The sequence below is a fragment of the Acidovorax sp. Q11 genome (assembly GCF_054950075.1).
Genome location: NZ_JBUDZG010000042.1, coordinates 1 through 25,067 on the forward strand (window position 1 = coordinate 1; position 25,067 = coordinate 25,067).

Sequence of the window (25,067 nt, forward strand, 5' to 3'; positions counted from 1 at the left end):
ATGAACCAATTCGCGATCCTCTACGAAGACCGGTTCACCAAATCGAGCACGTAAGATCCTCAATCAGCTTCACGAAATCGGTGAAGGTTCAATGAGCCTCACACACGGAAACTCGGACAGGCCCGGAGCAGGCGACGGGCCGTCTGGCTTTGGCGGAGTCCAACCTGCTGACGGAAATGTCCAACCTGCACGACGTCAGCGCCCGGTACCAGCGGTTGATCGGGGAGTTGCCGCCCGGCACCCTGGCGCCTTTGCCTGAGGGCTTCAAGTTCACCACTCTGCCGCCCAAGACGGAGGATGTGGTCAGTTTCGCGCTGAACAACAGCCCGACCATCAACGCCGCTATCGAGAACATGCTTGCCAGCGAGGCGGGCATTGCATCGCAAAAAGCGGGGTTTGTGCCCCGGGTCGATTTCCGGGCCCGCCAGTCCTGGGATCGCAATCTGATCGGGGAGCAGGGGCGTTCACGCGACAGCACGGTCGAGCTGGTGCTGACCTACAACTTCTACCGGGGGGGGCGCGGACAAGGCACGGGAGCAGCAGGCGGTTGAAAACAAGTTTCAGGCCCGCGAATTGAAGGAAAAAGCCTGCCGGGATGTGCGCCAGACCACGGTAATTGCGTTCAATGATGTGCGGCGTTTGATTGAACAGATGACATACCTGGACCAGCACCGGCTCTCTACCGAAAAAGCCCGGGAGGCTTACCGCCAGCAGTTTGATCTGGGGCAGCGCACATTGCTGGACCTGCTCGATACCCAGAACGAAGCCTTCCAGGCCAGCCGGTCGTACGTCAATGCGCGCTATGACCAGGTGGTAGCCCAGGCGCGCACCTTGAGCGCCATGGGGCAACTGCTCCCGGCGCTCAACGTCACCCGCGCCGACATGCCTTCGCCCTCAGATGCCGGGCAGCAGCGCAGCGGCATCGATCCTGCAGAGCTGTGCCCTGCGGAGGCTCCGGTGGCGATCGTGGTGGACAAGGCCAAGGCGGTGGCAGACACGCCCGCCCGGCCACGTACCGTCTTGCCGCCGCCCGCCGCCGCCACGCCTGGCACCCCTGCGGGCGCTGCCAAACCTGCGGCGAACCGCTAACGGAGAGGTGGTTCATTCCCGGGGCTGACGCAGGTCGTGCCCCGGTGAGTGACGTGGTGGCCGTGGGGTATCAGACCCCGGCCGCGCGCGCCTGTTGGTCTGCGTGGTAGCTGCTGCGCACCATGGCGCCCACGGCAGCGTGGCTGAAACCCATCTTGTAGGCTTCTTCCTCGAACATCTTGAACGTGTCGGGGTGCACGTAGCGGCGCACGGGCAGGTGGCTGTTGCTGGGAGACAGGTACTGGCCGATGGTCAGCATGTCGATGTTGTGTTCGCGCATGTCGCGCATCACCTGCAGGATCTCTTCGTCCGTCTCGCCCAGGCCCACCATGATGCCGCTCTTGGTGGGCACGTTGGGGTGCAGGGCCTTGAACTTTTTCAGCAGGTTCAGGCTGAACTGGTAGTCCGAGCCGGGGCGCGCTTCCTTGTACAGGCGGGGTGCGGTTTCCAGGTTGTGGTTCATCACGTCCGGGGGCGCAGCCTTGAGGATCTCAAGCGCGCGGTCATCGCGGCCGCGGAAGTCGGGCACCAGGATCTCGATCTGCGTGGCGGGAGACAGCTCGCGGATGTTCTGGATGCATTCCACAAAGTGGCCGCTGCCGCCGTCGCGCAGGTCGTCGCGGTCCACGCTGGTGATCACCACGTACTTGAGCTTGAGCGCGGCGATGGTCTTGGCCAGGTTCAGGGGCTCGTCCTTGTCGAGCGGGTCGGGGCGGCCATGGCCCACGTCGCAGAACGGGCAGCGGCGCGTGCACTTGTCGCCCATGATCATGAAGGTGGCCGTGCCCTTGCCGAAACACTCTCCGATGTTGGGGCAGGAGGCTTCTTCGCACACCGTGTGCAGCTTGTGCTCGCGCAGGATCTCCTTGATCTCGTAGAAGCGCGTGGTGGGGCTGCCTGCCTTCACGCGAATCCAGTCGGGCTTCTTGAGCACTTCGGCCTGTTCCACCTTGATCGGAATGCGCGACAGCTTGGCGGCCGCCTTTTGCTTGGCCAGCGGGTTGTAGGCTTCGGTGGATTGCGCTTCGCGGACGACTTCAGGGGTGCTCATGGCTGTAGGCAGAGTTCAGGGCGCCAACCGGATGCTGAGCTGCTGGCCCAGCACCTGCGCGGCTTCTTCCCAGGTGGTGTGGACCCCGATTGTAGAAAGGTCCACTGTTTGCAAACCTGCGTAACCGCAAGGGTTGATGCGCGAGTAGGGTTCCAGGTCCATGGCCACATTGAGTGCCACGCCGTGATAGGTGCAATGTCGGCTGACCTTGATGCCCAGAGCAGCAATCTTGCCCAGGCCGTCGAAGTCGGGAGCCGGAGGGGCTTCGGCGCCGGCGCGCTTTTGTGGACGCTGGGGCAGCATGGCGTGGCTGTGGGGATCGTTTAGGCGCACATAGATGCCGGGTGCGCCGCCCACGCGGTGGCCCGTGACACCAAAATGCGCGAGCGTGCGGATCACGGCCTCTTCCACGCGGTAGACATATTCTTTGACGAAGTAGCCAGCGCGCTGCAGATCGATAAGCGGGTAGGCGACCACCTGGCCCGGGCCGTGGAAGGTGACTTGCCCGCCCCGGTTGGTCGCCACCACGGGAATGCTGCCGGGTGCCAGGACATGGTCGCTCTTGCCGGCCAGCCCCTGTGTGTAGAGCGGCGCATGCTCGCACAGCCACAGGGCGTCGGGGGTGTCAGGCGTGCGTGTGGCCGTGTAGTCCTGCATGGCCTGCACGGTGTTGGCGTAGTCCACCCTGCCAAGGATCTGGGGGGGGATAGGCACCGGCTTCTGTGGCGTGGCTGTGGACACGGGCCTACAGGACGACCTTGACCAGCGGGTGCGAGGACAGTGCGCGGTACAGGTTGTCGAGCTGTTCCCGGCTGGTCGCGGTGATGGTGATGGTTACTCCCAGGTAATTGCCCGCGCGGCTATCGCGCAGTTCAATGGTGCTGGCGTCGAAGGTGGGGTCGAACTGGCGGGCCAGCTCGGTGACCGCATGCACAAAGCCATCCACTTTGGCGCCCATGACCTTGATGGGGAACCGGGAGGGGTACTCGATGAGCGAGTCTTTGCGTGGGTCGCTGGCCTGTTCGGCAATGCCACTGGTGGGTGGAGGGGGCGTGGGTGTCATGGTGAAAAGCCCTTGGGTCTTTGCTTCGGTTTCAATAGCTGGCAGCGCTGTGCCATTGTGCGTCAGTGGCCTGGTGCCCAGGCACTGCAGGTGGCTTTTGTGTGCGCCAATCCGGTGCAGTGCGGGCCGTTTTGTCTCGTCAAAGTCGTTGGCCTGTCACCACAACGGAGCATGCTTGCGCGCCGGTCGCGCACCCGGTTTGCGGGTTTTTGCCGACTGCCATGGGTTTTTACTTATAATTAGAGGCTTTGTGAAAGTTGCAGTCTGTAACGCGGGCGTCATTCAACAATGAAAACAATCGCTCCTGAGACTGAAGCTGAGGCTGAAGAATCTGACTTCAAGCCCCTGACGGCCCAAGAGGCGGAGCAGTGGCGCAGTCGCAATCCTCCCATCTCGGTGTGGAAGGTGGTGGCGGGTCAGGCACTGGTTGGAGCGCTGGTGGCCCTGGTGGCCTGGGTTCTGACAGGTCGGGCGTCGGTGGGCTGGTCTGCAGCCTACGGCGCCGTGGCGGTGGTGGTTCCGGCGGGCTTGTTTGCACGGGGGGTGTTTCGCCGCAAGGCGTCGTCCGATCCGCGTGCAGCCATGCTGGGGTTCTTTGGTTGGGAAATCGCCAAGATCGTGTTGACGGTGGCGCTGCTTGCAGCGGCACCCCGGCTGGTGCCGGACTTGAGCTGGATGGCCTTGCTGGTTGGCATGGTGATCACAATGAAAACGTACTGGGCGGCACTGTTGGTGCGGTCTGGTGTCCGAAAAACCGATTGATAGTTACAAGAGAGTTGTCCGATGGCCGCAGAAGCGCACGCTCCGACTGCAAGTGAATACATCGTTCACCACCTGCAGCATCTTCAGAACGTCAACCAGACCAAGATTGTTGATTTCACCGTCATCAACTATGACTCGATCATCGTGGGTCTGGTTCTGGGTGCCCTCACTCTTTTGATTCTGTGGTCCGCTGCCCGCAAGGCAACCTCCGGCGTGCCCGGCCGCTTCCAGGCCGCCGTGGAGATGCTGGTTGAGATGGTGGACAACCAGGCCAAGGCCAACATCCACAACGCCGAAAGCCGCAAGTTCATCGCCCCCCTGGGTCTCACGGTGTTCGTCTGGATTTTCCTGATGAACTTCATGGACATGCTGCCCGTGGACTTGTTGCCTGCCATCTGGGCCAAGATCTACGGTGCTGCGGGCCATGATCCGCACCACGCCTACCTGCGTGTTGTGCCCACGGCCGACCTTTCGACCACCCTGGGCCTGGCGTTTGCCGTGCTGATCCTGCGCTTCTGGTACAGCGTCAAGATCAAGGGCGCTGGCGGCTGGGCGCACGAACTCGTGTCGGCTCCGTTCGGCACCAGCAAAAATCCCATCTTCGCCCTGATTCTGGGCGTGGTGAATCTGCTCATGCAGATCATTGAATATGTGGCCAACACCGTATCGCATGGCATGCGGTTGTTCGGCAACATGTACGCCGGTGAACTGGTGTTCATGCTGATCGCCCTGATGGGTGGTGCAGCTGCACTGTCGCTGTCGGGTGTGCTGCTGCCTGTGGGCCACGTCATCGCTGGCACCATCTGGACGCTGTTCCACATTCTGGTGATCTCGCTGCAAGCGTTCATCTTCATGATGCTTGCGCTGATCTACCTCGGTCAGGCGCACAACGCGCACTAAACGGTTCCCTTTCGTTTCTCTTTCCTTTTCAACTTTTCTTTTTTAACTCAGGAGTCATCATGGAAAACATTCTCGGTCTCGTCGCTCTGGCTTGTGGTCTGATCGTTGGTCTGGGCGCTATCGGCGCTTCCATCGGTATCGCACTGATGGGTGGCAAGTTCCTCGAGTCGTCGGCACGTCAGCCTGAGCTGATCAACGAACTGCAAACCAAGATGTTCATCTTGGCCGGTCTGATCGACGCTGCGTTCCTGATCGGTGTTGCTATCGCTCTGCTGTTCGCCTTCGCCAACCCCTTCGCTTCCACGTTCTTGGCCAACCTGCCCAAGTAATTCCCGTTCAACGCCACTCTAGAAAGGTGTTGCCGTGAGTATCAACGCGACCCTGTTCATTCAGGCCATCGTCTTCCTGATCCTGGTGTGGTTCACGATGAAATTCGTGTGGCCCCCGATCGCGAAGGCGTTGGATGAACGAGCCCAGAAAATCGCCGAAGGCCTCGCTGCTGCCGACCGTGCCAAGTCCGAACTGACCGCTGCCAATCAGCGCGTCGAGAAGGAACTGTCACAGGCACGCAACGAAACGGCCTCGCGTCTTGCGGACGCCGACCGACGTGCCCAGGCCATCATCGAAGAAGCCAAGGCACGCGCCACGGAAGAAGGCAACAAGATCGTTGCTTCCGCCCGTGCCGAAGCCGAACAGCAAACGGTGCAAGCCCGCGAAGCCCTGCGTGAGCAGGTCGCTGCGCTGGCCGTCAAGGGTGCAGAGCAGATTCTCCGCAAGGAAGTCAATGCCGGCGTTCACGCCGACCTGCTCAACCGCCTGAAGACCGAGCTGTAAGGGGACACACATGGCTGAACTCGCCACCATTGCCCGCCCTTACGCCGAAGCCCTGTTCAAGGCCGCTACTGCGGGTGCGGGCATGGACCTGGCCAGCACTGCTGACTGGGTCGATGAACTGGCGGCCATTGCCGCCAACCCCCAGTTGCGCCAGCTGGCGGACAACCCCAAGGTGACGGCAGACCAGGTGTTTGCCGTCTTCACGGGTGTTGCGCGTTCGGCTTTGCCTGACACGGCCAAGAACTTCCTGCGCACTGTCATCGACAACGGGCGCCTCGCCGCGCTGCCGGAAGTCGCTGCACAGTTTCGTGCCCTCGTGAATGGCCGCAGCGGCTCTTCGGATGCTGTGGTGCACAGCGCCTTTCCGATGGACGCTGCCGCACTGGCCGATGTCGGCACTGCGCTCGAAAAGCGCTTTGGCCGCAAGCTCAACCTCACTGCTCAGCTGGATCCGTCCCTGATCGGTGGCATTCGCGTAGTGGTGGGTGACGAGGTGCTGGACACTTCGGTCAAGGCCCGTCTTGAACAAATGAAAGCGGCCCTCACCGCGTAAGCGCGGCGAGGACAGCGAACCAAAGAAAGAAGGAAAGAGTCATGCAACTCAATCCCGCAGAAATTTCTGAACTCATCAAGAGCCGCATCGAAGGTCTGGCCGCCAGCAGCGATATCCGCAACCAGGGTACCGTGGTGTCCGTGTCCGACGGTATCGTGCGCGTTCACGGCCTGTCGGACGTGATGGCCGGTGAAATGCTTGAGTTCCCCGCCACCAAGGACGGTCAGCCCTCCTTCGGTCTGGCCCTGAACCTGGAGCGCGACTCCGTCGGCGCCGTGATTCTGGGCGAGTACGAGCACATCTCCGAAGGCGACACCGTCAAGTGCACGGGCCGCATTCTGGAAGTGCCCGTGGGCCCCGAACTGGTCGGCCGCGTGGTGAACGCCCTGGGCCAGCCTATCGACGGCAAGGGTCCCATCAACGCCAAGCTCACCGACGTGATCGAAAAGGTCGCTCCGGGCGTGATCGCCCGTAAATCGGTGGACCAACCCCTGCAGACCGGCCTGAAGTCCATCGACTCCATGGTGCCCGTGGGCCGTGGCCAGCGCGAGCTGATCATCGGTGACCGCCAGACCGGCAAGACGGCCGTCGCCATCGACGCCATCATCGCCCAGAAGGGCCAGGGCGTGACCTGTATCTACGTCGCCATCGGCCAGAAGGCTTCGTCGATCAAGAACGTGGTGCGCGCACTGGAACAAGCCGGCGCCATGGAATACACGATCGTGGTGGCCGCATCGGCTTCCGAATCGGCGGCAATGCAGTACGTGTCGGCCTACTCCGGTTGCACGATGGGCGAATACTTCCGCGATCGTGGCCAGGACGCCCTGATCGTTTATGACGACCTGTCCAAGCAGGCCGTGGCTTACCGTCAAGTGTCGCTGCTGCTGCGCCGCCCACCAGGCCGCGAAGCCTACCCTGGCGACGTGTTCTATCTCCACAGCCGCCTGCTCGAACGCGCAGCCCGCGTGAACGCCGACTACGTCGAAGCCTTCACCAAGGGTGAAGTCAAGGGCAAGACCGGTTCGCTGACCGCACTGCCCATCATCGAAACGCAAGCTGGCGACGTGTCCGCTTTCGTGCCTACCAACGTGATCTCGATCACCGACGGCCAGATCTTCCTGGAAACCAGCCTGTTCAACGCCGGTATCCGCCCCGCCATCAACGCCGGTATCTCGGTGTCGCGCGTCGGTGGTGCTGCCCAGACCAAGCTGGTGAAGAACCTGTCCGGCGGTATCCGTACCGACCTGGCCCAGTACCGTGAACTGGCTGCTTTTGCGCAGTTCGCTTCCGACCTGGACGAAGCCACCCGCAAGCAGCTGGATCGCGGTGCCCGCGTGACCGAACTGCTCAAGCAGGCACAGTACAGCCCCCTGTCCATCTCGCTGATGGGCGCGACGCTGTTCGCTGTGAACAAGGGCTTCATGGACGACATCGACGTCAAGAAGGTTCTCGACTTCGAACACGGCCTGCACCAGTTCCTGAAGACCAGCCACGCCGCACTGCTGGCCAAGCTGGAACAGGCCAAGGCCATGGACAAGGACGCAGAAGCCGAATTGACCGCTGCCATCGGCGCGTTCAAGAAGTCGTTCGCTTAAACCGGACGAGGAGCCATCATGGCAGCAGGCAAGGAAATACGCGGCAAGATCAAATCGGTGGAGAACACCAAGAAGATCACCAAAGCCATGGAGATGGTGGCTGCATCCAAAATGCGCAAGGCGCAGGACCGGATGCGGGCTGCCCGTCCCTACAGCGAGAAGATCCGCAACATTGCAGCCAACCTCGGCCACGCCAACCCCGAATACGTGCACCCGTTCATGAAGGTGAACGATGCCAAGGCGGCGGGCGTGATCGTGGTGACGACGGACAAGGGCCTGTGCGGCGGCATGAACACCAACGTGTTGCGTGCCGTGACGACCAAGCTGCGTGAGTTGCAAGGCGCCGGTGTTTCGACGGAGGCCGTGGCCATTGGCAACAAGGGCCTGGGTTTCCTGAACCGCGTCGGTGCCAAGGTGGTTTCGCATGTGACGGGCCTGGGCGACACGCCCCATCTGGACAAGCTGATCGGCCCCGTGAAGGTGCTGCTCGACGCGTACGCGGAAGGCAAGATCAACGCGGTGTACCTGAGCTACACCAAGTTCATCAACACCATGCGCCAGGAGTCGGTGGTGGAGCGGTTGCTCCCCTTGTCGTCCGAGCAGATGCAGGCCGAGAAGACCGAACATGGCTGGGACTACATCTACGAACCCGATGCCCAGACCGTGATCGACGATCTGCTGGTCCGCTACGTCGAATCCCTGATCTACCAGGCCGTTGCGGAAAACATGGCGTCCGAGCAGTCGGCACGCATGGTGGCCATGAAGGCCGCCACCGACAACGCCGGCAGCGTCATTGGCGAGTTGAAGCTGGTCTACAACAAGACGCGCCAGGCAGCGATCACGAAAGAACTTTCGGAAATCGTGGCTGGCGCCGCTGCTGTGTAAGCAGCTCAACCAACATCTAAATTGGAGCGAAAAATGGCTCAAGTGCAAGGCAAGATTGTTCAATGTATCGGCGCTGTGGTGGACGTTGAGTTCCCGCGCGACCAGATGCCCAAGGTGTATGACGCCCTCAAGCTCGAGGGCTCGGCCCTGACGCTGGAAGTGCAGCAGCAACTGGGCGACGGCGTGGTACGTACCATTGCCCTCGGCTCGTCGGACGGCCTGCGTCGTGGCCTGATGGTCACCAACACGGCCAACGCCATTACCGTCCCCGTGGGCAAGGCCACCCTGGGCCGCATCATGGACGTGCTGGGCAACCCCATCGACGAACGTGGTCCGGTGAGCCAGGAACTGACGGCTTCCATCCACCGCAAGGCCCCTGCGTACGACGAACTGTCGCCTTCGCAAGAGCTGCTGGAAACCGGCATCAAGGTGATTGACCTGGTGTGCCCGTTCGCCAAGGGCGGCAAGGTGGGTCTGTTCGGTGGCGCCGGTGTGGGCAAGACCGTGAACATGATGGAACTCATCAACAACATCGCCAAGGCCCACTCGGGTCTGTCGGTGTTCGCTGGTGTGGGCGAGCGTACCCGCGAAGGGAACGACTTCTACCATGAAATGGCCGATTCCGGCGTGGTGAACCTGGAGAAGCTCGAAGAGTCCAAGGTCGCCATGGTGTACGGCCAGATGAACGAGCCCCCAGGCAACCGTCTGCGCGTGGCGCTGACCGGCCTGACCATCGCCGAGTCCTTCCGTGACGAAGGCCGTGACGTGCTGTTCTTCGTGGACAACATCTATCGCTACACGCTGGCCGGTACCGAAGTGTCCGCTCTGCTGGGCCGTATGCCTTCCGCCGTGGGCTACCAGCCTACGCTGGCCGAAGAAATGGGCCGCCTGCAAGAGCGTATCACCTCGACCAAGGTCGGTTCGATCACCTCCATCCAGGCCGTTTACGTGCCAGCCGATGACTTGACCGACCCCTCGCCTGCCACGACCTTTGCCCACTTGGACTCCACCGTGGTGCTGTCGCGTGACATCGCTTCGCTGGGTATCTACCCTGCCGTGGATCCTCTGGACTCCACCAGCCGTCAGCTGGACCCGAACGTCGTGGGCGAAGACCACTACGCCACGGCCCGCGCCGTGCAAGGCACGCTGCAGCGCTACAAGGAACTGCGCGACATCATCGCCATTCTGGGCATGGACGAACTGGCTCCTGAAGACAAGCTGGCCGTGGCCCGCGCTCGCAAGATCCAGCGTTTCCTGTCGCAGCCGTTCCACGTGGCCGAAGTGTTCACGGGTTCGCCAGGCAAGTACGTTCCGCTGTCTGAAACCATCCGTGGTTTCAAGATGATCGTGAACGGCGAGTGCGATCACCTGCCCGAGCAGGCGTTCTACATGGTCGGTACCATCGACGAAGCCTTCGAAAAGGCCAAGAAGGTGGCCTGATTGCCCGGCGGCTGAGCGGCCCACAGCGGCTCAGCCCTCTGCAATCAAGCAACCCCTCTTTTCCTAGGAGCAATGATGAACACCATCCACGTTGATGTGGTCAGTGCCGAAGAGTCCATCTTCTCCGGTGAAGCACGTTTCGTCGCGTTGCCTGGCGAGGCTGGTGAGCTGGGTATCTATCCCCGCCACACCCCGCTGATCACGCGCATCAAGCCCGGCTCGGTGCGCATCGAGATGGCCAACGGTGACGAAGAGTTTGTTTTCGTGGCCGGTGGCATTCTGGAAGTGCAGCCCAACTGCGTGACTGTGCTGTCCGACACCGCCATCCGCGGCAAGGACCTGGACGATGAGAAGGCCAACGCGGCCAAGGCATCGGCCGAAGAAGCACTCAAGAACGCCAAGAGCGAGCTGGACCTGGCCAAGGCCCAATCCGAACTCGCCGTGATGGCGGCCCAGATTGCGGCGCTGCGCAAGTTCCGCCAGAAGAAGTAATCCAGCCACCCACTGTGCTTGGAGCAAAAAACCCGGCTTGGCCGGGTTTTTTTATGCCTGCGTGGCGGATAGAAACCGTGGCGCGGGCTTCACCGGAAGGGGGCTGGGCCCCGCGCGGTGCGCGCGAAGGGAGCCACTGCATCCGCGTGTTGTTTCGACTTCGGTTGATGGGACCTGTCTGCCGCCTTCAACGGCACGCAAACCTGCGTAAAACATGCCAAAGCAAAAAAGGCCGGAGCCCCGCAAGGGACTCCGGCCTTTTTATGGCGTTTGCACTTCGCGACCGGCCTGCACAGGCCGGTTGGAATTACATGGCGCTGAATTCGCCCGAAGGGATCTGGCCGGTGCGCAGGGCTTCAGCAGCCAGGGCACGCACAGCAGCACGGTCGGCCGTGGACTTGTAGGTCACCACACGCGAACCAGCGGGTTCGATGCTGCGGGTCTGGGCCACCGTGGCGGCTTCAGCAGCCACTTCAGCGCGGGTGCGGTTCGTGTCGAACTTCAGAGCGAACTGCGAGCCATCGGCTTCGTCAGCGTGGGCGCCGAAGGCAGAGAAAGCAGCCACAGCGGCGATGGAGATGATGCGAGCGGTCTTGTTCATGGTGAAACTCCGGTGAAATTCAAAAAAGAGGGATGTACTGGGCAATACGAAACAGAAAGGGCGGTGGATTCAGCGAATCAGGTGCTGAAGAATCAACCACGCTCACCGTAAGAAATCTGGCCGGTGCGCACGGCGTCAGCAGCCTGGGCACGCACAGCAGCGCGGTCGGCGGTGCTCTTGTAGGTCACCACACGCGAACCGGCGGGCTCGATGCTGCGGGTCTGGGCCACGGTGACGGCTTCGGCGGCCACTTCGGCGCGGGTGCGGTTGGTTTCGAACTTGGTAGCGAACTGCGAAGCATCGGCTTCGTCAGCGTGGGCACCAAAAGAGGCGAAAGCAGCGACAGCGGCGATGGAGAGGAAACGTGCGGTGTTGTTCATGATGAAAATCCTTGAAGTTAAAAAAGCGTCTCAAAAAAACCGGGTCAAAAACCAATCCTGAACCGGGTTCGGTGAGTCGCCTTGCGGGTTCGGCTCATCGATGGGTTGAACTGTACGCCGATGATGTTCAGAGAAAAACCATCTAGTCGCGAACTAACTGTTCTAGTATTGGAAACAATGCCCGCTCGTTGCGGGCGAACAAAGGTTGGCGATGGACCCCGGTGGCGAAAATTCCTGGCCTGGTAAGGAGAAACCCTGGGGCAAATTCAGAACGCTGAACAGCGAGCCCGCGAATCGGCGGGACTGGGTCTTCTGGTGGAGCGCACTGCCCCCCGAGAGTGCGAGCAACCGGCCGAAGGGCTGGCCGGTGGGCACCAGGTGCTAAGCCCTCGACGGCCCCACGGGTATGTCCGGAAGTTCGTTGACCTGGGCGGCACCGCCCGAGCGGGGAAAATGCCGGGCCAGGCGTTGCGAGACGGCGTCAATGGCCTGAATCAGGCCTTCTTCGTACTGCAATTGCTGGAAACGGGCGGACATCTGCTGCACCAGCCCTTGCCACTCCGGCGGCGGAACATACTGCGCCAAGCCCCGGTCGGCCACAATTTCGATGGCATGTTCGGGCATCAGCAGATAGATCAGCACGCCGTTGTTGTGCTCGGTGTCCCACACCCGGTATTTGCTGAACAGCATGATGGCGCGCTCGCGCGGGCTGGCCTGGCGGCGCAGGTAGCTCCAGGGCAAGCTGGCCTCGGCCACGATCCGGATCTGGCCCGTGTGCTGCAGTTCGCTGGCACTGACCTGTGCGCCCACGCGGTGCAATACTTGAGGTGACAGGGCGCGGCGGGAGGCGGCTTCGGTCCAGCGGTGTTGCAGCAGGCGCCGCAGGGCGCGCAGTGTGCCAAAAAAAGGTTTGTTGTCGTTGCAGCTCCCCATCACCAGTCTCCCGAGGCGCCGCCGCCACCAAAGTCGCCACCGCCGCCGGAGCTGAATCCTCCGCTGTCACTGCTGCTGTAGTTGCCACCACGGCTGCCGTGCCCCCAGCTCCCGGACGAGCCACTGCCTTGGCCCAGCGCCACGGGGGCGCTGCTGCCCCCGAAGATCCAGGTGTAGAGCAGCGCAATCACGCCAGCTCCGATGGACAGCAGCAGGCTGGAGGTGAACACAAACGCCAGCACCCCCACCCCGCCGCCCAGCAGCAGTCCGCCCAGCGCACTGCCAAAAATGCTGCGGGCCAGGGGGCCGGCCACCATCACGCCAAAGAACAGGAAGATGGCGAAATCGGTCCAGTCAAAAAAGCTGTGGGCGTTGATGCCCTGGGGCGTGCGCTCGACCTCGACCTCGGGCGGTGGCAGGGCTTCAGCGCCGATGCGCGCGGCGAGCTGTGTGGCCGCCGCGCTCAGACCGCCCGCGTAGTCGTTTTGCTGAAAACGCGGCTTCATCGCGCCGTCGATGATGCGCGCGGCAGCGATGTCGGGGATGGCGCCTTCCAGCGCCTTGGCCACTTCGATGCGCATCTTGCGGTCGTTCTTGGCCACCAGCACCAGCACACCGTCGCCCACGCCCCGGCGGCCGATCTTCCACTGGTTGCCCACGCGGTTGGCATAGGCGGCAATGTCTTCGGGTGCCGTGCTGGCCACCATCAGCACCACCACCTGTGCGCCCCGCGTCTGTTCCAGTGCGGCCAGCTGGGATTCAAGGGCCTGGGTGTCTGCCGCGCTCAGGGTGCCGGTCTGGTCGATGACGTGGCCGGTGAGGGGCGGGATGGTTTGTAGCGTGCCCTGGGCCAGCGCCCAGAAGGGTGTTAATGCCATAAATAATATAGCTATTAGCGCCCGTCCAATGCGCGCAAGAGGCATATTTTCTTCAGATTTCTGCTGTGAACAGGGCGCAGCCAGAGAGCATCAAGGCTTGGCTTTGGACGCGCCAAAGTCCACGGTGGGGGGCACGCTGATCTGCGTCTCGTTGGCCACGGTGAAGCTGGGTTTGGGCGCATAGCTGAACGCCATGGCCGTGAGGTTGGTGGGGAAGCTGCGCGCGAGCACGTTGTAGTCCTGCACCGCCTGGATGTAGCGGTTGCGGGCCACGGTGATGCGGTTCTCCGTGCCCTCCAGTGTCACGCGCAGGTCGCGAAAGCCCTGGTTGGCCTGCAGGGTGGGGTAGCGCTCGGACACCGCCATGAGGCGCGACAGCGCGCCCGACAGCTCGCCCTGGGCCTGCTGGAACTTGTTGAACGCCTCGGGGTTGTTCAGGGTTTCGGACGTGACCTGGATCGCCGTGGCCTTGGCGCGGGCCTCGACCACGCGGGTCAGGGTTTCCTGCTCAAAATTCGCCTCGCCCTTGACGGTGGCGACGATGTTGGGCACCAGGTCGGCGCGCCGCTGGTACTGGTTGAGCACCTCGCTCCAGGCGGCCTTGGTCTGTTCGTCTAGGCGCTGAAAGTCGTTGTAGCCGCAGCCGCCCAGGGCCAGCGTGGCCAGCAGCAGGGTACACAGGGCAAGAAGGCGTTGCAGCATCATCATGGGGTGTCCGCCAAAAAGAGAAAAAGGAGAAAAAAGAACAGTAAGGCGAATGTGCCAGAAACCCGCCCGGGCGGCGAGGTGGTGGGGGCCCGCTGGGCCACGCGGGGTGGCGCCATGGGGCCAGTGGCCCGCCAAAGACCCCGGCTTTTGCCGCTGGCTTGGTGGAGCAGCGGCACGCTGAACGCACAATAGCCGCCTGGCCGGAGCTGCCGCTCTGGCCCCGTCTGCCTGTTCCACCCCACCCATCGCCGCTGAACGACCATGCCCCGCGCCCGCTCCAAAGCTGTCACCCTCGGTGGCTCGTCGGATGAAACCGAATCTGCGTTCTACGAAGCCTTGCAGCGCGGCGATATCGATCTGCTGATGTCGTGTTGGGCCGACGAGGACGACATCGTCTGCGTGCACCCCGGCGGGCCGCGCCTGCTGGGGGCGGGCGCCATCCGTGCGGCGTTCGAGTCCATGTTCTCCAATGGCACGGTGCGCGCGCGGCCGGTGCAGGTGCACCGGGTGGTGGCGCTGTCGAGTGCCGTGCACAGCGTGGCCGAACAGGTGGAGGTGATGCTGCCCGATGGCCTGCACCAGGCCGTGGTGCTGGCCACCAACGTGTACCACAAGACCCCCGAAGGCTGGCGCATGGTGGCCCACCACGCCAGCCCCGGCGTGGCGCCCGACGCGCAGGTGGTGGCGGCCCAGCGGCCCGTGCTGCACTGACAGGCTGCAACCCACAGGCCGGAGAAAATCTGAGATTTTTTGTGCTTCTGCGCGCGATGGTATTGACCTGATAGCTATGAAATATGTAGCGCCTCGATGGCTGCCCGGTGGGCAGCTTCAAACGATCTGGCCCGCGCTGTACGCGCGCCGGGCACTGGGCCCCCGCCCCGAGTACCGCCGCGAGCGCTGGGACACGCCCGACGGCGATTTTGTGGACGTAGACTTTTTGCAGGACGGCATCGACGCCCGCGTGCCACGCCCGCTGCTGGTGGTGTTCCATGGCCTGGAGGGCTCCTCGCGCAGCCATTACAGCGAGGCCTTTGCCGACCTGGCGCGCCAGCGTGGCTGGGCCTGTGCGTTGCCGCACTTCCGGGGCTGCAGTGGTGAGATCAACCGCGCGCCGCGCGCCTACCACTCGGGCGACCATGCCGAGATCGGCTGGATGCTGCAGCGGCTGCGGGATGCACACACCGGGCCGCTGATGGCCGCCGGGGTGTCGCTGGGCGGCAATGCACTGCTGCGCTGGGCTGCCGAAGTGGGCACTGACGCCGCGCGCAGCGCCGATGCCGTGGCCGCCGTGTGTTCGCCCATCGACCTGGCGGCCGGGGGGCATGCGATCGGGCGCGGCTTCAACCGGCAGGTCTACACCCGCATGTTCATGCGCACCCTGGTGCCCAAGGCGTTGCAGAAACTGGCGCAGCACCCGGGGTTGTTCGATCGCCAGGCGCTGCTGGCCGCGCGGGACCTGTACGCGTTTGACAACGTATTCACCGCCCCGGTGCATGGCTACCGCAACACCGAGGACTACTGGCTGCGCGCGTCGGCCAAGCCGCTGCTGCACCAGATCCGCATCCCTGCACTGGTTGTCAACGCCCGCAACGACCCGTTTGTGCCCGCCGCGAGCCTGCCCGGGGCGCACGAGGTGGGCCGCTGCGTCACGCTCTGGCAACCGGCGCACGGCGGGCATGTGGGCTTCCCGCGCGGGCGCCCGCCCGGCCATGTGCGCGCCATGCCCGAGGCCGTGGGCGGCTGGCTGGCCGAGCAGGCCGGGGCAGGGGGCCACCCGGGAGGACAATCGGCCCATGGATGACATCGTCAAACAGGCCCTGGCCAAATGGCCCAACGTGCCGGACTGCTATGGCTGGCTGGGGCTGGACGCGCGCGGCCGCTGGTACCTGCGCGACGACACCACGCAGGCGGCGGGCCCCTTCCCGCAGAGCAAGGGGGAGTTGCTGGAGCACGACAAGCTCATCGCCTTCATCGCCCGCAACTACGAGGCCGACGCGCAGGGGCAGTGGTTCTTCCAGAACGGCCCCCAGCGCGTGTATGTGGAGCTGGAGGCCACGCCCTGGATCTGGCGCGTTCAGCCTGACTTCACCCTGCTGTCCCACACGGGCCAGGCTGCAGAAGCGGCCGATGCCCTGGTGGACGCGCAAGGGCGGCTGTACCTGGCCACGGCCCTGGGTGTGGGCCTGGTGCACAGTATGGATGTGGCCTTGGCCGCCGAGGCGGTGGAGTCTGGCCGCTGGCCGCTGCAGGAGGTGAATGCCAGCGATCTCCCGGCCCGGTACCGTTATGTGCCCAACCCGCAGGCGCGGATTGCGGGGCGGTAGGAGGCGCGCGAGGCCCCGTGAACGTCTGGGTTGGGCCGTGGGCCGCGCCCACAAAAAAGCCGACGCATGCGTCGGCTTTTTGATGGGTGAGGGCGCCAGCTGCCCCAATCTGTGGGGCGCCTCCGCAGACCGCTGCTCTGTGAGTAGCTGACAGTCGGCCGGGGGCTGCACACAACTCCTGGTGGGGCTGCTCGCCACCCCACAGGTGGCAGAGCGAGGACCGGGAGGGGCGGCTGAATCAGCGCGAAGCGGCGGGAGCGGCCGCTGCGGCGGCATCACCACCTGCAGCGGCGGGCGCGCCTTCTGCCGCTGGAGCAGCAGGTTCGTCGAACTTGCCACCACTGGCGTTGGCCATGTAGGCCACGGCGCGGGCGATTTCGGTGTCGTTGAAGTCGCCACCACCTTGGGGGGCCATCGCGCCCTTGCCCTTCAGTGCAGACTGGACCAGAGCCTCGAAGCCGGTCTTGATGCGGGCCGACCAGGCCGCTGCGTCACCCACCTTGGGGGCACCGGCGGCGCCCGACGTGTGGCAGGCCGTGCACTGGGCCTTGAAGACTTCTTCGCCGCCCTTGAGGGGGCGGTTGGCGTCACGCACTTCCACCATGCCCACCTTCTGGATGCGCTCGGCGATGGCCTTCTCAGGGTTGACGGCGCCAGCGGCAGGCTTGTCGGCGGACGTCACGTAAATGACCAAGCCGATGATGGCAAAGATCGGGATCACGAACGAGAAAAAGCTCGCCAGCAGCAGCTGCTTGGGAGTCTTGATGGGGCCGGTGTGCGCTTCTTCGTGGTGGTTGTCGCTCATGACGTCCTCTGGTTATCGGGGGGCTTTGATGAAATCAACCTTAAATTATATCTACGCCCCCGGGAACTTCGGCTGCGCGCCCGGCCCGAGGGGGCCGCTGTCGCCCGCGTACAACCCGTCACACATGGCGCGGGCGGCACGCGGGGCCATGCCTCAGCGCATCAGGAGCTGGGCTGCGTGGGCGCCGGGGCGCCGCCGCCCAGGGCCTTGTACAGCGCCACCTGGTTTTGCAGCTGCGCCAGCCGCACCTGCACCACGGCCTGTTGGGCCGTGAACAGGGAGCGCTGTGCGTCCAGCAAATCCAGGTAGCTGGACACGCCGTTGCGGTAGCGCAGGTCGGCCAGCTGCAGGCGCGCGCTTTCGGCCTCGGCCTGCCGCTGCTGGGCCAGGGCTTGCTCGCCCAGCGTGGCCTGCCCCGCAAGGGCGTCCGAGACCTCGCGGAACGCGGTCTGGATGGCTTTTTCGTACTGCGCGACGGCAATGCTGCGGCTGGCCTGCGCGCTTTCCAGGTTGGCCTGGTTGCGGCCTGCATCAAAGATCGGCAACAGCAGCGACGGCGCGATCGTGAAGCCCCAGGAGCCGTTCTTGAACAGCCCCGACAGCTCGCCGCTGGCTGTGCCCGCCTGGGCTGTCAGCGAGATGCGCGGAAAAAACGCCGCGCGTGCAGCGCCAATGTTGGCATTGGCGCCCACCAGTTGCTGCTCGGCCTGCCGGATGTCCGGCCTGCGGGTGAGCAGTTCCGACGGCAGGCCCGCAGGCAGCGGGGCCATGGCCGGGGCGTTGGCCAGGCGGCTGCCCGCCAGGCTGACCGCGACCTCGCCGGGCAGGGCCTGGCCCAGCAGCACGGCCAGCGCGTTTTCGTCGAGCGCGCGCTGGCGCTGTTGTTGCGCCAGGGTGGCGCGGGCCGCCTGGGTGAGGGATTCGGCCTGGCGGAAGTCCAACTCAGACGCCACGCCGGCATCCAGGCGCATCTTGGTCAGACGCACCGATTCTTCGCGCGAGGCGAGGGTTTGGCGCGACAGGTCCAGCAACTCCTCATCGGCCAGCAGGGTCAGCCAGCCATTGGCAACGGCGGCCACCAGGCTGACCTGCGCGGCATTGCGGCCTTCTTCGGTGGCGAGGTACTGGGCCAGGGCCTGTTCCTTGAGGCTGGCGAGGCGGCCGAAGAAGTCGATCTCCCAGGCCGAGATGGCCAGCCCGACGCTGAACGAGTTGGTCAGGTCGCCGCTGCCCGAGGCGGGCGCGCGGCTGGCGTTGGCGGCCAGGCCTACGCCCGGGTACTGGTCGGCGCGGCGCACCTGGTAGGTGGCGCGCGCCTGCTCGACGTTGAGCATGGCCATACGCAGGTCGCGGTTGTTGGCCAGCGCGGTCTCGATCAGTTGCTGCAGCCGGGGATCGGCGAAGTAGTCCTGCCAGGGCGCCGTGGCGGCAGGGCCTTGGGCGGTGCCCGCTGCAACGGTGGGTGCCATTGCATAGGTGGTTGGCACCGGCGCGGCGGGACGCTCATAGGTGGGGATGAACGAGCAGCCCGCGAGCAGCAGCGCAGCCGCTGCCGCCGTGAGCGCGAGAGGGGTGCTGCGGGGATCAATCATGGGTTCCAACTCCTGCTTCTTCTGCATGGCGGCGGCTCATTTCTGCCTGGCGTGCGCTGCCCTTGAACAGGCTGCGCACCACCACGAAGAACACGGGCACAAAAAACACGGCCAGTACCGTACCGGTGACCATGCCACCCAGCACTCCGGTGCCGATGGCGCGCTGGCTGGCAGAGCCTGCGCCCGAGGCAATGGCCAACGGCAGCACGCCCAGCCCGAAGGCCATGGAGGTCATGATGATGGGGCGGAACCGCAGGTGGGCGGCCGCCAGCGCCGACTCGATCACGCCCTTGCCCTGGGCCTGCAGGTCCTTGGCAAATTCGATGATCAGGATGGCGTTCTTCGCGGACAGGCCAATGATGGTGATGAGGCCCACCTGAAAGTACACGTCGTTGGCATAGCCCCGCATCAGCGTGGCCAGCAGCACGCCCAGCACGCCCAGGGGCACGACCAGGATCACCGCCAGCGGGATGGACCAGCTTTCATACAGCGCCGCCAGGCACAGGAACACGGCCAGGATGGCGAAGCTGTAGAGGATCAGCGACTGGGCACCTGCGAGTTTTTCTTCCCGCGACTGGCCGGTCCATTCAAAGCCGAAGCCTGCGGGCAGCTGGCCTGCGAGTTTTTCCATCTCGGCCATGGCAGCGCCGGTGCTGAACCCGCGCGCGGGCGCGCCCGAGATGCGCATGGCCGGATAGCCGTTGTAGCGCACCGTCTGCTGTGCGCCGTTCACCCAGCGGGTGGTGGCAAATGCCGACAGCGGCACGGGCTTGCCCTGGCTGTTGGCGGCATTGATCTTCAGCAGATCGTCTGGCTGCATGCGGGCTGGTGCATCGGCCTGCACCACCACGCGCTGCAGGCGTCCCTGGTTCGGGAAGTCGTTCACGTAGCTGGAGCCCAGCGCGGTGGACAGCGCCGAGTTGATGGCATCAAACGGAACGCCCAGGGCGTTGGCCTTGTCGCGGTCGATGTCGATCTGCAGCTGGGGAGCGTCTTCCAGGCCGTCCGGGCGCACCTGCGTGAGCACCTTGCTTTGCGAGGCCATGCCCAGCAGCTGGTTGCGCGCCTGCACCAGGGCTGCGTGTCCGGCGCCGCCCCGGTCTTGCAGGCGGAAGGTGAAGCCGCTGGCGTTGCCCAGCTCAGGGATGGGTGGCGGGCTCAGCGGGAAGATGAACGCATCGCGGATGCCCATCAGCCCCCCGAAGGCGCGGTTGGCCACGTCCTGCGCCGATTGGCCGGGGCCATGGCGCTCGCTCCAGTCCTTGAGGGTGACGAATGCCAGTGCCGCGTTCTGCCCCTGGCCTGAGAAGCTGAAGCCCAGCACGCCCACCATGCTTTGCACTTCGGGCTGCTTGAGGATGAAGCCTTCGACCTGTTCCATCACCGCCAGCGTGCGCTCTTGCGTGGCGCCTGGTGGCAGTTGCACGTTGACGATGATGTTGCCCTGGTCTTCGCTCGGCAAGAACGAGGTGGGCAGTCGCATGTAGACCACGGCCACGGCGCCCACGATGGCGGCGTAGATGACGAGGTAGCGCGCGGCACGCTTGAGCATGCGGGCCACAAAACCTTCATAGCCCTTGGCGGTGCGCGAAAAGCCCCGGTTGAACCAGCCGAAGAAGCCGGTTTTTTCGTGGTGGTGGCCGGCTTCCACGGGCTTGAGCAGCGTGGCGCACAGCGCAGGCGTGAGCGACAGGGCCATGAAGGCCGAGAAACCAATGGAGGCCACCATCACCGCCGAGAACTGGCGGTAGATGTTGCCGGTGGATCCCGCAAAGAACGCCAGGGGCACGAACACCGAGATCAGCACCACGGTCACGCCGATGATGGCGCCCGAGATCTGGCGCATGGCCTTGCGTGTGGCCTCCAGCGGAGACAGGCCTTCCTCGCTCATGATGCGCTCGACGTTCTCCACCACCACGATGGCGTCGTCCACCACGATGCCGATCACCAGCACCATGCCGAACATGGTCAGCACGTTGATCGAGAAGCCCAGCGCCAGCAACGTGGCGAACGTGCCCAGCAGGGCAATGGGCACCACGATGGTGGGGATGATGGTGTAGCGCCAGTTCTGCAGGAACAAAAACATCACCAGAAACACGAGGGCCACAGCCTCGAACAGGGTCTGCGCGACCTGCTTGATGGAGATGTCCACAAAGCGCGAGCTGTCATAGGGGATGCTCCAGCCCATGCCTTCGGGGAAGTAGCGCGAGAGTTCATCCATCTTGGCGCGCACTGCCTTGGCGGCTTCGAGCGCATTGCCGCTGGGTGACAGCTGGACGCCAATGCCCACGGCAGGCTTGCCGTTCAGGCGCGCGGCCGTGGCATAGGCCTGGCCGCCCAGCTCCACGCGCGCCACATCCTTGATGCGCACGGTGGAGCCGTCGGTGTTGGCGCGCAGCACGATGTTGCCGAACTGCTCCACGCTGCTGAGCTGGCCGTTGACCACGACGGTGGCGGCAATCCCCTGGCCCGCAATGTTGGGCAGGTCGCCGATCGTGCCGCTGGCCACCTGAGCGTTCTGGGCGCGGATAGCGGCTGTGATCTCGGCGGCCGAGATGTTGAAGCTCATCATCTTGGCCGGGTCGATCCAGATGCGCATGGCGCGCTCGGTGCCAAAAAGCTGCGCCTGGCCGATGCCCTGCAGCCGCTGCAGCTCGGGCGCGATGTTGCGCGAGGCGTAGTCGCCCAGGGCTACCGTGTCGGTGGCCGGGTTGGTGGACGACAGCATGGTGAACAGCAGGAAGTTGGAGCGCGACTTGTCCACGCGCACACCCTGCTGTGTCACCGCCGAAGGCAGGCGTGGGGTGGCGCGCGACAGGCGGTTCTGCACATCCACCTGCGCCAAGTCGGCGTTGGTGCCGGGCTGGAAGCTCAGGGTGATGCTGCCCGAGCCGTCAGCCTGGGCCACCGACTCCATGTAGATCAGGCCGGGTGAGCCATTCATCTCGCGTTCGATGACGGACAGCACGCTGTCCTCCAGCGTCTGCGCGGAGGCGCCGGGGTAGGCGGCGTTGATGACGATGGCGGGCGGCGCCACCGGCGGGTACTGCGCGATCGGCAGCTGCGTGATCGCCACGCCGCCCATCACCATGATGAACAGGGCGATCACCCATGCAAAGATGGGGCGGTCGATAAAAAATTTGGCCATGCTGGGGTGCCCCTTATGGCTTGGCGGCAGAGACCGGTGCGGAGGCGGGGGCCGCTGCCGAGGCAGCGGGTGCTGCGGCCGCACCAGGTGCCTGCCATGGGACGGGCTTTACCGGCGTGCCTGGCGGCAGCATCTGCAGCTTCTGGAAGCCATCGACCATCACCTTTTCGCCTGCCTTGAGGCCGTCAAGAACGACCCAGCGGTTGTTTTGCGCGGCGCTGATCTTGATGGTGCGCGCGGCCACCTTGCCGTCGTCGCCCACCACGCTGACCGTGTCGCCTTGTTGCGTGCGCGTGACCGCCTGCTGGGGCAGGGTGATGGCGTTGCTGGCTTGTGCTTGCTCGATGCGCACCCGCAGGTACAGGCCGGGCAGCAGCTCGCCCTTGGGGTTGGGCACTTCGGCGCGCAGTGTGACCTGGCCGGTGGTGGCATCGACCGACAGGTCGGTGAACAGCAGCTTGCCGGACTGGGCGTATTCCGTTCCATCCCCGAGCACCAGCTTGACGCTGGCAGCCTCAGTGTTGCCGGCGCGTTTGAACTGGCCACTTTCCATCGCGCGGCGCAGCTGGAAGACATCGCTGGCCGATTGGGTGAAGTTCACGTACACCGGGTCGATCTGTTGCACCACAGCCAAGGCTGTGGCCTCGCCCTGCCCGACCAGGGCGCCTTCGGTCACCAGCGCCCGGCCAATGCGGCCGGCAATGGGCGAGGTCACGCTGGCATAGCCCAGGTTGATGTCGGCCGTGCGCACCGCTGCCTTGGCGGCTGCCACGTCGGCCTGTGCCTGCTTTTCGGCAGCTTCGGCGTTCACGAAGTCTTGCTTGCTGATGGCGTTGGCGCTCACCAGCGGGCGATAGCGTTCGACCTGCGCGCTGGCCTGGGCGAGGTTGGCCTGGGCCTTGGCGAGGCTGGCGCGGACGCTTTCTGCTGCTGCGGCGTAGGGCGCCGGGTCAATGCGGAACAGGGCTTCGCCCGCCTTGACGTCGCTGCCTTCCTTGAACAGGCGCTGCTGCAGGATGCCGGCCGCGCGGGCACGGACCTGTGCCACGCGCGAGGCCTCGACGCGGCCGGGCAGCTCCGTCACCAGCCCGACATCGCCGGGCGTTGCGGTGACCACGCCGACCTCCACCGGAGGCATTTGCGGCCCACCCGCAGCCGCCTTGCTGTCGGTTTTGCCGCAGGCAACCAGGAGCGCAGCAACGGCACTGGCCGCCACAAAGGTGAGTGTTTTTCGACTGTAAGCCGAGGAAAGGGGCGGGATGACGGATGTGTCACGCAGTTTGGGCATGAGAGTCCTTCTGATCGGCGTCAAGAAATGGGGTTGTAGGGGATGGGTTGCCTGCGATAGGCGACCCAAAACAAGAGCCCGACAAAACAAGTGTGCAATTATACATACAAACATGAATGTATAATTGTGGCGAGCGGATGTCGGGGCGATGCCGCTGGTGGGGTGGGGTGCCCGAAAGAGGAGACACAAGTTATGGCGCGTCGAACCAAAGAAGATGCGATTGCTACACGCAACAGCCTGATTGATGCGGCTGAGAGGGTTTTTTGCAAAAAAGGGGTGGCGCGGGCCTCGCTGAGCGACATTGCCCAGGCCGCAGGCGCGACCCGGGGGGCCATTTACTGGCATTTCAAGGACAAGGTGGACCTCTTCGGTGCCATGATGGACCGAGTGACGCTGCCGCTGGAGCAAGGGTTTGGAGCGCTGGAGGGGAGCACTTGTCCAGATCCTGTGGAGCGGCTGCGTGCGGTCCTGGCGCTGGTGCTGCATGGGGTGGCGTCGGATGAGCGAACTCGCAGGGTGTTCGAGATTGCGCTCTACAAGGTCGAATACGTGGGGGAGCTGATTGGTGTGCGTGATCGGCACATCGCGGCCTCAGACGGTTTCACTAGCCTGCTGGCGCGCGACTTCGAGTTGGCCGCCCAGGCGCAGCGCGTAGTTTTGCCGATGACGCCCGTGGAGGCCGCTGTGGGATTGCATGCCTTGTTCGATGGATTGATTCGCAACTGGATACTGGGTGGCGGGGCGTTTGATCTGGAGCGGGTGGGGCGGGTGGGGACCGATGCGTTCCTGGTGGGGCTGGGCTTGACCTTGCCAGTTGCTGCAGAGCTTGCAGGGGTTGGTGTGACTGGATAGTGGTTGGGTGGTGGCTGGCTGGGGTTGTTGTGGCGGCTGTGGCGTTGAGTCGTGGCGGGTTGTTTCCCAATTGGGGGCGGCTGCGTGCGATAATCCAAGGCTGTACCGGTTCAGTCCAGCGGCTGTAGCTCAGTGGATAGAGTATTGGCCTCCGAAGCCAAGGGTCGTGGGTTCGATCCCCGCCAGCCGCGCCAGTGATGTTTGCCGTTGTGTGCTCTGCTGTTTGTGGGGCGAATGTGCAAATTCTTGGAATTTTTCTGGACTGCAAAAAACTGGTGCTATAATTCGAAATTCTCCGGAGGGGTGCCCGAGTGGCTAAAGGGGGCAGACTGTAAATCTGTTGGCTTACGCCTACACTGGTTCGAATCCAGTCCCCTCCACCAGTGAGTGGTAGTGTTGAGAGTGATGCTTGATTCCGCGTCGGTGCGGAGTTGGGTTCGCAAAGGTCGATGGCCGATGCGGGAGTAGTTCAATGGTAGAACCCTAGCCTTCCAAGCTAATGACGCGGGTTCGATTCCCGTCTCCCGCTCCACTGCTTGTTTGTTCTGGTTTGTTGAGATAGAGATTTTGAGGTCGCGCAAGCGGCATCAAGTTGCCCATGTGGCTCAGTGGTAGAGCACTCCCTTGGTAAGGGAGAGGTCGCGGGTCCGATTCCCGCCATGGGCACCACTTTCAGGTGCGTCCGGATCTGGTTGCGCCGAGATCCTGTTGTGTTGATATAGATTTTTTTCGGAGTCGGAAAAATGGCAAAAGGAAAATTCGAGCGTACCAAGCCCCACGTCAACGTGGGCACGATCGGCCACGTGGACCATGGCAAGACGACCCTGACGGCAGCGATCGCTACCGTGCTGTCGGCCAAGTTTGGCGGCGAAGCCAAGGCCTACGACCAGATCG

Annotated in this window: 28 protein-coding genes and 4 tRNA genes; 20 read left to right on the forward strand and 12 right to left on the reverse strand. The window is 64.0% G+C overall.

The annotated features are described in order from the left end of the window. Positions 1 to 176: 176 nt before the first annotated feature. Positions 177 to 551, forward strand: a complete 375-nt coding sequence (locus ACYZGB_RS20995) for a TolC family protein (protein WP_462390828.1) — start codon at positions 177 to 179, stop codon at positions 549 to 551. A gap of 22 nt (positions 552 to 573) precedes the next feature. Next, the gene (locus ACYZGB_RS21000; RefSeq protein ID WP_462390830.1) at positions 574 to 1,089 is read left to right on the forward strand and encodes a TolC family protein; all 516 of its coding nucleotides are present in this window, start codon (positions 574 to 576) and stop codon (positions 1,087 to 1,089) included. Positions 1,090 to 1,159: 70 nt separating this feature from the next. Here ACYZGB_RS21000 and lipA read toward each other — a convergent pair whose 3' ends face one another. The 3 genes from lipA to ACYZGB_RS21015 all read right to left on the reverse strand — a co-directional run bounded on the left by lipA (position 1,160) and on the right by ACYZGB_RS21015 (position 3,203). Next, a complete protein-coding gene (gene lipA, locus ACYZGB_RS21005) occupies positions 1,160 to 2,140 on the reverse strand; it encodes a lipoyl synthase (RefSeq protein ID WP_462390832.1) in 981 nt (326 codons plus the stop codon). A gap of 15 nt (positions 2,141 to 2,155) precedes the next feature. Continuing rightward, positions 2,156 to 2,797, reverse strand: coding sequence for a lipoyl(octanoyl) transferase LipB (gene lipB / locus ACYZGB_RS21010; RefSeq protein ID WP_462390855.1), 642 nt, complete (start codon positions 2,795 to 2,797; stop codon positions 2,156 to 2,158). An 88-nt stretch (positions 2,798 to 2,885) separates the two neighbouring features. After that, positions 2,886 to 3,203 (reverse strand): YbeD family protein, encoded by a 318-nt coding sequence (locus tag ACYZGB_RS21015; RefSeq protein ID WP_462390834.1) that lies wholly within the window; start codon positions 3,201 to 3,203, stop codon positions 2,886 to 2,888. A gap of 288 nt (positions 3,204 to 3,491) precedes the next feature. Between ACYZGB_RS21015 and ACYZGB_RS21020 the strand changes: the two genes are divergently transcribed. The 9 genes from ACYZGB_RS21020 (at position 3,492) to ACYZGB_RS21060 (ending at position 10,664) form a co-directional block, all read left to right on the forward strand. After that, complete coding sequence (locus ACYZGB_RS21020) at positions 3,492 to 3,965, forward strand: ATP synthase subunit I (RefSeq protein ID WP_462390835.1); 474 nt, start codon at positions 3,492 to 3,494, stop codon at positions 3,963 to 3,965. Between the two features lie 21 nt (positions 3,966 to 3,986). Next, on the forward strand, positions 3,987 to 4,865 hold the full coding sequence (gene atpB / locus ACYZGB_RS21025) for a F0F1 ATP synthase subunit A (RefSeq protein WP_462390836.1): 879 nt from the start codon (positions 3,987 to 3,989) through the stop codon (positions 4,863 to 4,865). A gap of 59 nt (positions 4,866 to 4,924) precedes the next feature. Next, a complete protein-coding gene (gene atpE / locus ACYZGB_RS21030; protein WP_007847749.1) occupies positions 4,925 to 5,194 on the forward strand; it encodes a F0F1 ATP synthase subunit C in 270 nt (89 codons plus the stop codon). 34 nt (positions 5,195 to 5,228) lie between these two features. Then, complete coding sequence (locus tag ACYZGB_RS21035; RefSeq protein WP_007847746.1) at positions 5,229 to 5,699, forward strand: F0F1 ATP synthase subunit B; 471 nt, start codon at positions 5,229 to 5,231, stop codon at positions 5,697 to 5,699. Between the two features lie 10 nt (positions 5,700 to 5,709). Continuing rightward, on the forward strand, positions 5,710 to 6,252 hold the full coding sequence (locus ACYZGB_RS21040; protein ID WP_462390838.1) for a F0F1 ATP synthase subunit delta: 543 nt from the start codon (positions 5,710 to 5,712) through the stop codon (positions 6,250 to 6,252). 41 nt (positions 6,253 to 6,293) lie between these two features. Continuing rightward, complete coding sequence (gene atpA / locus ACYZGB_RS21045) at positions 6,294 to 7,847, forward strand: F0F1 ATP synthase subunit alpha (RefSeq protein WP_094285961.1); 1,554 nt, start codon at positions 6,294 to 6,296, stop codon at positions 7,845 to 7,847. Positions 7,848 to 7,865: 18 nt separating this feature from the next. Next, positions 7,866 to 8,732, forward strand: a complete 867-nt coding sequence (atpG, locus tag ACYZGB_RS21050) for a F0F1 ATP synthase subunit gamma (RefSeq protein WP_462390839.1) — start codon at positions 7,866 to 7,868, stop codon at positions 8,730 to 8,732. A gap of 33 nt (positions 8,733 to 8,765) precedes the next feature. Continuing rightward, complete coding sequence (atpD, locus tag ACYZGB_RS21055; RefSeq protein WP_218387128.1) at positions 8,766 to 10,172, forward strand: F0F1 ATP synthase subunit beta; 1,407 nt, start codon at positions 8,766 to 8,768, stop codon at positions 10,170 to 10,172. A gap of 75 nt (positions 10,173 to 10,247) precedes the next feature. Further along, positions 10,248 to 10,664, forward strand: coding sequence for a F0F1 ATP synthase subunit epsilon (locus ACYZGB_RS21060; RefSeq protein ID WP_063460851.1), 417 nt, complete (start codon positions 10,248 to 10,250; stop codon positions 10,662 to 10,664). Between the two features lie 307 nt (positions 10,665 to 10,971). Here the strand turns inward: ACYZGB_RS21060 and ACYZGB_RS21065 are convergent, their stop codons facing one another. The 5 genes from ACYZGB_RS21065 to ACYZGB_RS21085 all read right to left on the reverse strand — a co-directional run bounded on the left by ACYZGB_RS21065 (position 10,972) and on the right by ACYZGB_RS21085 (position 14,158). Continuing rightward, complete coding sequence (locus ACYZGB_RS21065; RefSeq protein ID WP_108617545.1) at positions 10,972 to 11,265, reverse strand: DUF4148 domain-containing protein; 294 nt, start codon at positions 11,263 to 11,265, stop codon at positions 10,972 to 10,974. 92 nt (positions 11,266 to 11,357) lie between these two features. Next, entirely contained in the window at positions 11,358 to 11,645 is a 288-nt protein-coding gene (locus tag ACYZGB_RS21070) for a DUF4148 domain-containing protein (protein WP_462390840.1), read from the reverse strand. Between the two features lie 381 nt (positions 11,646 to 12,026). Next, on the reverse strand, positions 12,027 to 12,578 hold the full coding sequence (locus tag ACYZGB_RS21075) for a TPM domain-containing protein (protein ID WP_462390842.1): 552 nt from the start codon (positions 12,576 to 12,578) through the stop codon (positions 12,027 to 12,029). Continuing rightward, the gene (locus ACYZGB_RS21080; protein ID WP_462390844.1) at positions 12,578 to 13,501 is read right to left on the reverse strand and encodes a TPM domain-containing protein; all 924 of its coding nucleotides are present in this window, start codon (positions 13,499 to 13,501) and stop codon (positions 12,578 to 12,580) included. Before ACYZGB_RS21080 ends, ACYZGB_RS21075 begins: the two co-directional genes overlap by 1 nt. A 45-nt stretch (positions 13,502 to 13,546) precedes the next feature. After that, positions 13,547 to 14,158 carry a LemA family protein gene (locus ACYZGB_RS21085; RefSeq protein ID WP_462390856.1) on the reverse strand — a complete coding sequence of 204 codons (612 nt, stop codon included), beginning with the start codon at positions 14,156 to 14,158 and terminating at the stop codon, positions 13,547 to 13,549. A gap of 267 nt (positions 14,159 to 14,425) precedes the next feature. Here ACYZGB_RS21085 and ACYZGB_RS21090 point away from each other — a divergent pair, with 267 nt between their 5' ends. The 3 genes from ACYZGB_RS21090 to ACYZGB_RS21100 all read left to right on the forward strand — a co-directional run bounded on the left by ACYZGB_RS21090 (position 14,426) and on the right by ACYZGB_RS21100 (position 16,488). Next, complete coding sequence (locus ACYZGB_RS21090) at positions 14,426 to 14,875, forward strand: YybH family protein (RefSeq protein WP_462390846.1); 450 nt, start codon at positions 14,426 to 14,428, stop codon at positions 14,873 to 14,875. A 76-nt stretch (positions 14,876 to 14,951) separates the two neighbouring features. Further along, positions 14,952 to 15,965, forward strand: a complete 1,014-nt coding sequence (locus ACYZGB_RS21095) for a YheT family hydrolase (protein WP_462390847.1) — start codon at positions 14,952 to 14,954, stop codon at positions 15,963 to 15,965. Further along, on the forward strand, positions 15,958 to 16,488 hold the full coding sequence (locus ACYZGB_RS21100; protein ID WP_462390849.1) for a DUF2946 family protein: 531 nt from the start codon (positions 15,958 to 15,960) through the stop codon (positions 16,486 to 16,488). The genes ACYZGB_RS21095 and ACYZGB_RS21100 overlap by 8 nt, the downstream gene beginning before the upstream one ends. 238 nt (positions 16,489 to 16,726) lie before the next feature. Here the strand turns inward: ACYZGB_RS21100 and ACYZGB_RS21105 are convergent, their stop codons facing one another. From ACYZGB_RS21105 to ACYZGB_RS21120, 4 genes are all read right to left on the reverse strand, one after another. Further along, entirely contained in the window at positions 16,727 to 17,293 is a 567-nt protein-coding gene (locus tag ACYZGB_RS21105; protein ID WP_462390850.1) for a c-type cytochrome, read from the reverse strand. A gap of 161 nt (positions 17,294 to 17,454) precedes the next feature. After that, complete coding sequence (locus ACYZGB_RS21110) at positions 17,455 to 18,885, reverse strand: efflux transporter outer membrane subunit (RefSeq protein ID WP_462390851.1); 1,431 nt, start codon at positions 18,883 to 18,885, stop codon at positions 17,455 to 17,457. Beyond that, a complete protein-coding gene (locus ACYZGB_RS21115; protein ID WP_462390852.1) occupies positions 18,878 to 22,033 on the reverse strand; it encodes an efflux RND transporter permease subunit in 3,156 nt (1,051 codons plus the stop codon). The genes ACYZGB_RS21110 and ACYZGB_RS21115 overlap by 8 nt, the downstream gene beginning before the upstream one ends. Positions 22,034 to 22,046: 13 nt before the next feature. Further along, positions 22,047 to 23,321, reverse strand: coding sequence for an efflux RND transporter periplasmic adaptor subunit (locus ACYZGB_RS21120; protein WP_462390853.1), 1,275 nt, complete (start codon positions 23,319 to 23,321; stop codon positions 22,047 to 22,049). A gap of 192 nt (positions 23,322 to 23,513) precedes the next feature. Here ACYZGB_RS21120 and ACYZGB_RS21125 point away from each other — a divergent pair, with 192 nt between their 5' ends. The 6 genes from ACYZGB_RS21125 to ACYZGB_RS21150 form a co-directional block, all read left to right on the forward strand. Further along, positions 23,514 to 24,173 (forward strand): TetR family transcriptional regulator, encoded by a 660-nt coding sequence (locus tag ACYZGB_RS21125; protein ID WP_462390854.1) that lies wholly within the window; start codon positions 23,514 to 23,516, stop codon positions 24,171 to 24,173. 118 nt (positions 24,174 to 24,291) lie between these two features. Continuing rightward, a tRNA-Arg gene (locus tag ACYZGB_RS21130) sits at positions 24,292 to 24,367 on the forward strand. A gap of 103 nt (positions 24,368 to 24,470) precedes the next feature. Further along, positions 24,471 to 24,556, forward strand: a tRNA-Tyr gene (locus ACYZGB_RS21135). A gap of 75 nt (positions 24,557 to 24,631) precedes the next feature. Then, positions 24,632 to 24,705, forward strand: a tRNA-Gly gene (locus ACYZGB_RS21140). 62 nt (positions 24,706 to 24,767) lie between these two features. Beyond that, a tRNA-Thr gene (locus tag ACYZGB_RS21145) sits at positions 24,768 to 24,842 on the forward strand. Positions 24,843 to 24,916: 74 nt separating this feature from the next. Beyond that, positions 24,917 to 25,067 (forward strand): GTP-binding protein (locus ACYZGB_RS21150; protein ID WP_255577894.1); only part of this gene is annotated, 151 nt, incomplete at its 3' end.